The following is a 7,374-nucleotide window of genomic DNA, read 5'->3' on the forward strand; positions in this document are numbered from 1 at the left end:
CAGAGCCGCAGCTGGGCACGCAAAATGCTGGCTGTGGTTTGAATCAAAAAGGAGGTTTCTGGTATGATTAGTTTCTTACTCTGTCTGGCGCTCTTGATCATCGGCTACTTTGTCTATGGCAAGATCGTTGACAACACGTTCGGCCCGGACGACCGCGAAACTCCTGCTGTGCGCATCAACGACGGCGTTGACTACGTTGTGATGCCCCAGTGGAAGCTGTTCCTCGTCCAGCTGCTGAACATTGCAGGTCTGGGCCCCATCTTTGGTGCACTGCAGGGTGCTCTGTGGGGTCCCGTGGTGTTCCTGTGGATCACCTTCGGCACCATCTTTGCAGGTGGTGTGCATGACTACTTCTCCGGTATGATGAGCGAGCGCAACGATGGCGCATCCATCGCTGAGGTCACCGGCAGATACCTCGGACCTGTCATGCAGAACATCATGCGTGTGTTCTCTGTTGTGCTGCTGATCATGGTTGGTACCGTGTTCGCAGTGGGCCCCGCAGGCCTGATCGTTACCCTGTGCAAGAACAGCGGCATGTCCGGTCTGCTGACCACCACCCTGTTCTGGCTGATCATCATTCTGGTGTACTACTTCATCGCAACCTTTATTTCCATTGATGCCATCATCGGTAAGATCTACCCCGTGTTCGGCATCTGCCTGATCATCATGGCTGTGGGCGTTATCTTCGGCATCTTTACCAACCCCGCCTACACCATCCCCGAGATCTGGGCAAACTTCGGCAACATGCATCCGTCGGGCACTCCCATTTGGAGCTTCATGTTCATCACCGTTGCCTGCGGCGCTATCTCCGGCTTCCACTCCACCCAGTCGCCTCTGATGGCTCGCTGCATGAAGAGTGAGAAGCAGGGCCACTTCGTGTTCTACGGCGCAATGGTCTGCGAGGGCGTCATCGCTCTGATCTGGGCCGCTGCCGGCTGCGCACTGTACACCATCACCGACGGCAAGATGGCTGGTCTGGCCGAGGCTCTGGCTGCTGGTCAGTCTGCTGCCATCTACGACGTGTGTGCAAAGACCATGGGCGGCGTTGGCATTGCTCTGGCAATGATCGGCGTTGTCATCTGCCCCGTCACCTCCGGCGATACCGCGTTCCGTTCCGCTCGTCTGACCCTGGCCGACTGGCTCAAGATCGATCAGGACAGCTACGCAAACCGCCTGAAGCTCTGCATTCCGGTTCTGGGCGTTGGCGCTTTCCTTGGCATCGGCAACGCACTGGGCTTCATCAACTACACCGTGATCTGGCGCTACTTCAGCTGGACCAACCAGACGCTGGCCATGATCGTTCTGTGGGCTGCATCCATGTACCTGTTCAAGGAGAAGAAGAACTACTGGATCACCGCTGTGCCCGCTACCTTCATGAGCGCTGTGTCCTGCACCTACTTCGTGCTGGCACCTGAGTGCCTGGGCAAGATGATCAATACTTACGCAGACGGCAAGCTGGTCGCTTACAACACTGCCGTTGCATACCCCATCGGCATCATCTTTGCAATCGCAATGCTGGCACTCTTCATCCATGCCACCAAGAAGCACACCGCTTCTCAGAAGGCATAAGGATGTCTGCCGCACCGCATAAGCCTTAAACTCTGACACCCCCGCCGCTGCACCCCGCAGTGACGGGGGTGTTTTGACATAACAGACAAACCTTTTGTGCAAATCTTAGCAGCAGAAGGGGTTGCATTTTGAGGGCTGCAGTGCGAAAATAGAACCGGTGATTTTATTTGGAATGGCTGCAGCATCTGCGGCTGGACCGGAAACTAACAGTAAAGAAGGGAACTTCCATGATCTTCAAACCTGCACAGCTGGGTATGGCAAAGCTTGATAATCAGGAGCTGGTGGAGGACAGAAAGTCCTGCAAAAAGATCGGCCCCTGCGGCGTTGGCAAAAAGGCGCTGTACCTCAACAGCTTTTACATCGATCGCCGCTATTATCTGCCCTATGGCAGCATCAGCCGCGTGTTCAAGCGGGTGGCTATGAGCTCCGGCGGCTTTACCGGCAAGGGCATGTTTGCCTCCATGGCCTACCTTGTGGTGGAGTACGATGGCGGCAAGCAGAAGCAGTGCAACTTCAAGGACGAGCGGGATGTGGACAAGCTGCTGGAGGTGCTGGCCAAAGAGCAGCCGCAGATCCATCTGCTCAGCGCAGCCGGTGAACAGATGCTGCAGAAGAAGGAAGCCGAAAAGGCCTCCCGCAAGCTGCCGGAAAGCGAGCTGACCGACGATGCCCGTCACAGCATCACCGTGCTGCGCAGGGCAAAGGAATATCTGGAAGCAAAGCCGGAAATCGCCGATGAGCTGAGTGCAGCCGAGCGCCGCAAGCGCGCCCAGCTGCAAAGCAAGCCGGTGTACCGCTATGTGGCACTTGCCATCTTTGTTATGGGCATCGTCTCCGCGGCCTACGGCCTGTATGCCGTTACCACCCACACCGGCGGCTATGGCATCTACTTTGCACTGTTTGGCTTTGCAGCCATCTTCCTGTTCTCCAGCTACAACATGCTGCCCACTGCCCACAACAACCACAGCGCCATCATGAAGCGGGCCGAGAAGGCCGAAGCTGCTATGGCAGAATACGTGAAGCACTACCCGAACGGTGCCTTCCCGGTGCCCAGCCATTACGCACATCCCATCGTGCTCAAGCAGATGGCCGATGCCATTGAAGAGGGCCGCGCCGTCACCGTGCCGGAGGCTTTGACTGCCGTGGAAAACCGCCTGAAGTCCCTGAATGCAGACGTGCAGGTGGAACAGGAGGAATACGACGAGGTGGTGGTCATCAAAGCGATGTTCCTGAACCACGATTATCAGTAAAAAGTAAGCAAAGAGGGCTTTTCCTTCGGGGAAGGCCCTTTTGCTTTGCCTAACTTCTTGCACAGCAGAATCGTTCGTTTTATAATGAAAAAGGAGAGTCTTTACACCCACGAGTGGAGGAAACAGCTATGGATATGGTCACCCTTGGCAGCACCGGCATCACGGTGAACAAAAATGGCTTCGGCGCACTGCCCATCCAGCGCATCTCGCAGGAAGATGCCGTCTATCTGGCCCGCAAGGCTTACAAGGCAGGCATCCACTTTTTTGATACCGCCCGCGCCTACACCGACAGCGAGGTGAAGCTGGGCGAAGCCTTTGACGGCATCCGCACGGAAGTGTATATCGCCACCAAAACGGCAGCGCAGAACGCAGAGGACTTTTGGAAGGACCTGCACACCTCACTCACCAACCTGCGCACCGATTACATTGACCTGTACCAGTTCCACAATCCCGCATTCTGCCCGAAGCCAGGCGACGGCTCCGGCCTCTACGAGGCTATGCAGGAGGCCAAAGCCAAGGGCATGATCCGGCATATCGGCATCACCAACCACCGCCTGAAGGTGGCCCACGAGGCCATTGACAGCGGTTTGTACGAGACGCTGCAGTTCCCGTTCAGCTATATCTCCGGTGAGCAGGAGCTGGAATTGGTGAACAAGTGCAAGGCGGCAAATATGGGCTTTATCGCCATGAAGGGCCTGTCCGGTGGACTGATCACCAACAGCGCCGCAGCCTATGCCTTTGAGGCGCAGTTCGATGGAGTTCTGCCCATCTGGGGCGTGCAGCGTGAAAGGGAACTGGACGAGTTCCTCTCCTATATCGACAACCCGCCGCGCATGACCGACGACATCCGTGCCGTCATTGAGGGGGATCGTGCCGAGCTGTGCGGCGAGTTCTGCCGCGGCTGCGGCTATTGTATGCCCTGCCCGGCAGGCATCGAGATCAACAACTGCGCCCGCATGAGCCTGCTGCTGCGGCGTTCGCCCTCGGCAGAGCATCTCAGCCCCGCAGGTCAGGCCAAGATGAAAAAGATCGAGGGCTGCCTGCACTGCAACCGGTGCAAGGCCAAGTGCCCATATGGTCTGGATACCCCCGCCCTGCTGGCCCGCAACTATGAGGATTACAAGCGCGTTCTGGCCGGTGAAGTAAAAGTTCAGTAACACAAAAGCTCCTGCCCATTCAGACAGGAGCTTTTGTGCTTTATGCGGCAGCTTTTGGCTGCTCAAAAATCCTCATCGATTCCTTATAGCAGTGTGCGAAGTACACGATCTCGGCAAGGGCGGTCAGCGCCCAGCTGCAGGGGTACAGTGCGTACAGCGAGGGAATGGTGTGAAAGTGCGCGAAGATGGTGTATACCCAGATCACCCGGAATACGCAGGAACCCATTACCACAATAATGGTGGGCACCACCGTCTTGCCAAGTCCGCGGGAAGCGGCGATGGTGCAATCCATAAAGGCGGAGATGCAGTAGGCAAAGCCCATCACGCCCACGCGCTTCATGCCGGCATCAATGACGGCGCTCTCGGTGGTGAACAGGGCAAGGAAGGTGCGGCCAAAGAGGAACAGGCTTCCGCCCAGGATCAGGCCCACACCAAAGGAGTAGGCCAGACTGATGAAATAACTCTTCTTTACGCGGTCTGGCTTGCCAGCGCCGTAGTTCTGGCTCATAAAGCTTGCACAGGCCATATAGAATGCGGCCATGCAGTCGTAGATCATGGCATCGGCATTGGCGGCGGCGCTGTTGCCCTTGACCATGAGAGAGTCGAAGGAGTTGACCCCTGCCTGAATGAACAGGTTTGCAATGGCGAAAATGGCATTCTGGAAACCGGACGGAAGACCAAGGCCCAGAATGCTCTTTGTTGTGGCGGGGTCCAGATGCAGCTTTTTGGTGTCCAGCACGTAACAGTCCTGCACTTTGGTCAAAGCGTGCAGGATCAGCCCGGCAGAGGCGCACTGCGAAATGGCACTGGCCAGCGCCACGCCCATGACGCTTAACTGGCACACGATGACAAAGAACAGGTTCAGTGCAATGTTCAGTGCGCCCGCAATGGACAGGTACATCAGCGGCTTTTTGGTGTCGCCGATGGCGCTGAACACAGCGTTGCCGAAGTTGTACAAGGCCAGAGCGGGCATACCAAGGAAGTACACCCGCAGGTACAGGATGGCACCGGGCAGCAGGTCGTCCTTGGTGTTCAGCAGCCGCAGCATGAAGGGGGAACCCAGCAGGCCGACGAACAGCAACACCACACCCGCGATCAGGCTGACGATGGCGGCGGAGTGGACAGTCTTTTCCACATCGTGCTCGTGCCGTGCACCGTAGAAGCGGGCCACCAGCACGTTGATGCCGCCGCTCAGGCCGATCAGGAAGCCGGTGAACAGGCTGACGAGGATGCTGGTGGAACCCACCGCGCCCAGCGCTGTAGAGCCTGCAAACCGGCCTACCACGGCCACGTCCGACATGTTGAACAGCACCTGCAGCAGGTTGGAAAGCGCCAGCGGCAGACTGACCAGAAAGATCTGTTTGGCCAGAGGGCCTTCGGTCAGTGTTTTGGTATTTGATTTCATGTTCTCTTTTTATCCTTTAACCTAAACCGTGCCCGCGCACACCGGGGCACACCTCTATTATATGGGCCGCTGCGGCTTTTGCAAGATAGCATCGACATTTCATATTTGATTTTTTTGTGTGGCTGTGCTATACTACTTTACACCGATGAAATAAATATGTGCGATCGTAGCTCAGCTGGATAGAGCGTTCGGCTCCGACCCGGAAGGCCAGAGGTTCGAATCCTCCCGGTCGCACCAAGAAAAACCAGAACACATTCGTGTTCTGGTTTTTCTTTTTTCAGTGCGCCGGGAGGATTCGAACAAGGCGGCGGCGCGCAGCGCCGCAAGCAAAGCCACAGCGCGGCTTTGCTTAGCCTGCGGTTGCCAACCTGTAGGAATGTCTAACAAGAGGACTACTGTTCATCCGGGCGAAATGGAGCTAGCCAAGAATCCCCGACACACTTTCGTGTGCCGGGGATTCTTTTTGTGCGATCGGGAGGATTCGAACAGCAACGACGACGACCGCAGCCAGCGGCTGAAACAGGGAGGAGTTGTTGGGGCCGCGTTCTGATTTTTCAAAGCCCTGCCAAGGGGCTGCAGAAAAATCAGCAAACGCAACCCGTCAGGCCCTGCACAGCAGGGCAAGCAATCAGCCCAGCGGGCTGTTGCTTAGTGCGCGGTTCCCAGCGTGTAGGAATGTCTAACAACAGGCTGCGATTTTCAGCGCGCCGGGAGGATTCGAACAAGGCAGCGGCGCACAGCGCCGCAAGCAAAGCCACAGCGCGGCTTTGCTTAGCCTGCGGTTGCCAACCTGTAGGAATGTCTAACAAGAGGAATACTGTTCATCCGGGGAAAAATCGAACTGTCCTGAAACCCGTAAAACACATTCGTGTTCTGGTTTTTCTTTTTTCGGTGCGCCGGGAGGATTCGAGCTATCCTTTTTTGTTTTTCATCCAGATGCGGTACAGCCCGTCTGTGATGAGGGTCTCCCGGTATAGAATGGGGGTGCAGCATGCTTCCCGGATGGGAATGGGCAGATTGCCGGTGGCGTAGAATGCTGTCTGCGGGCCAAGCTCTGCGCAGAAACGTTCCGCCAGACCGTCCAGCAGGCTGGCGGTGCCCAGCACAAAGCCGTTCTGCAGGCAGGAAGAGGTGCTCTTGCCCAGAATGGATGCAGGAGCCTTTGCGGCAAGGTCGATCTGCGGCAGCTGAGCGGTGTTCTTTACCAGTGCGCTCAGCGAGAGCTGCGGCCCGGGTAGGATCACCCCGCCCACAAGCTCCTGCTTGGCATTGACTGCCATCATGGAGATAGCGGTATCGGCTGAGATCACCACCAGCGGCCCGGAACACTCTGCCAGTGCAGCAACAGCACCGCATAAAAGCTCGGCACCCAGCTGGGCGGGGTTGTCCAGCCGAAGCTTGATGCCGCTTTTCAGGCCGGGGCCGACCGTCAGGATGCGTGCATTGCAGAGGATACGCAAAGCGGAAAGAACCCGGCCGCTCAGCACGGGCACTACACTGCCCAGAATACCGCCTTCAATTTGTGCCGGCGATGCACCGTGCAGAGAGAGCAGATTCACCAGACGGATGGCGTATTCGTCCACCGTTGCGGCGGTATCAGAGTGCAGCCGTCCACAAAAACGCAGAGTATCCTGCTCGTAGCCGCCCACGGTGATGTGGGTGTTGCCAATGTTGACGGTGAGTATCATAAACAAAGCCCTCCTCTGCAGCGCAATATAATGTATATATATAATAGCGCGCCCGCCGCGGATACTGGCACAGGACATGGCGCTTCTCCCTTATAGAATAAGTATAGCTACCTTACACAGGATGCTGGGGGATGACTCCATAATACGTTCTACCCGCCGCCTTGTCAAGAAAAAGGCACGTCCTGTAACGGGTGAAAAACAGGGAGATTCTTTATTCTGCAAAGAAATTGGAAAAAATCTGTCAAAAAGTGTTGACAAGGAGGCGGGGGTGTGGTATTATACTTGAGCGCCAAGCGCTGAGGCAA

Annotated in this window: 5 protein-coding genes and 1 tRNA gene; 4 read left to right on the forward strand and 2 right to left on the reverse strand. The window is 56.6% G+C overall.

The genetic code is table 11. From position 1 onward, the window contains the following. Positions 1 to 63 precede the first annotated feature (63 nt). The 3 genes from GKG34_RS08625 to GKG34_RS08635 all read left to right on the forward strand — a co-directional run bounded on the left by GKG34_RS08625 (position 64) and on the right by GKG34_RS08635 (position 3,976). A complete protein-coding gene (locus GKG34_RS08625; RefSeq protein WP_097774059.1) occupies positions 64 to 1,569 on the forward strand; it encodes a carbon starvation CstA family protein in 1,506 nt (501 codons plus the stop codon). Positions 1,570 to 1,796: 227 nt separating this feature from the next. Beyond that, entirely contained in the window at positions 1,797 to 2,819 is a 1,023-nt protein-coding gene (locus GKG34_RS08630) for a hypothetical protein (protein ID WP_005936936.1), read from the forward strand. A gap of 128 nt (positions 2,820 to 2,947) precedes the next feature. Beyond that, a complete protein-coding gene (locus GKG34_RS08635) occupies positions 2,948 to 3,976 on the forward strand; it encodes an aldo/keto reductase (protein WP_005936938.1) in 1,029 nt (342 codons plus the stop codon). A 40-nt stretch (positions 3,977 to 4,016) separates the two neighbouring features. On the opposite strand, the gene GKG34_RS08640 is transcribed toward GKG34_RS08635, so the two are convergent. Continuing rightward, on the reverse strand, positions 4,017 to 5,381 hold the full coding sequence (locus GKG34_RS08640) for an MATE family efflux transporter (RefSeq protein WP_005936940.1): 1,365 nt from the start codon (positions 5,379 to 5,381) through the stop codon (positions 4,017 to 4,019). A 160-nt stretch (positions 5,382 to 5,541) separates the two neighbouring features. Between GKG34_RS08640 and GKG34_RS08645 the strand changes: the two genes are divergently transcribed. Beyond that, a tRNA-Arg gene (locus GKG34_RS08645) sits at positions 5,542 to 5,618 on the forward strand. A gap of 674 nt (positions 5,619 to 6,292) precedes the next feature. Here GKG34_RS08645 and GKG34_RS08650 read toward each other — a convergent pair. Beyond that, positions 6,293 to 7,069, reverse strand: coding sequence for a type III pantothenate kinase (locus tag GKG34_RS08650; RefSeq protein WP_044953371.1), 777 nt, complete (start codon positions 7,067 to 7,069; stop codon positions 6,293 to 6,295). Positions 7,070 to 7,374 lie beyond the last annotated feature (305 nt).

Origin of the sequence: Faecalibacterium sp. BIOML-A4 (assembly GCF_009679665.1) — a bacterium.
GTDB classification, from domain to species: Bacteria; Bacillota; Clostridia; order Oscillospirales; family Ruminococcaceae; genus Faecalibacterium; species Faecalibacterium taiwanense.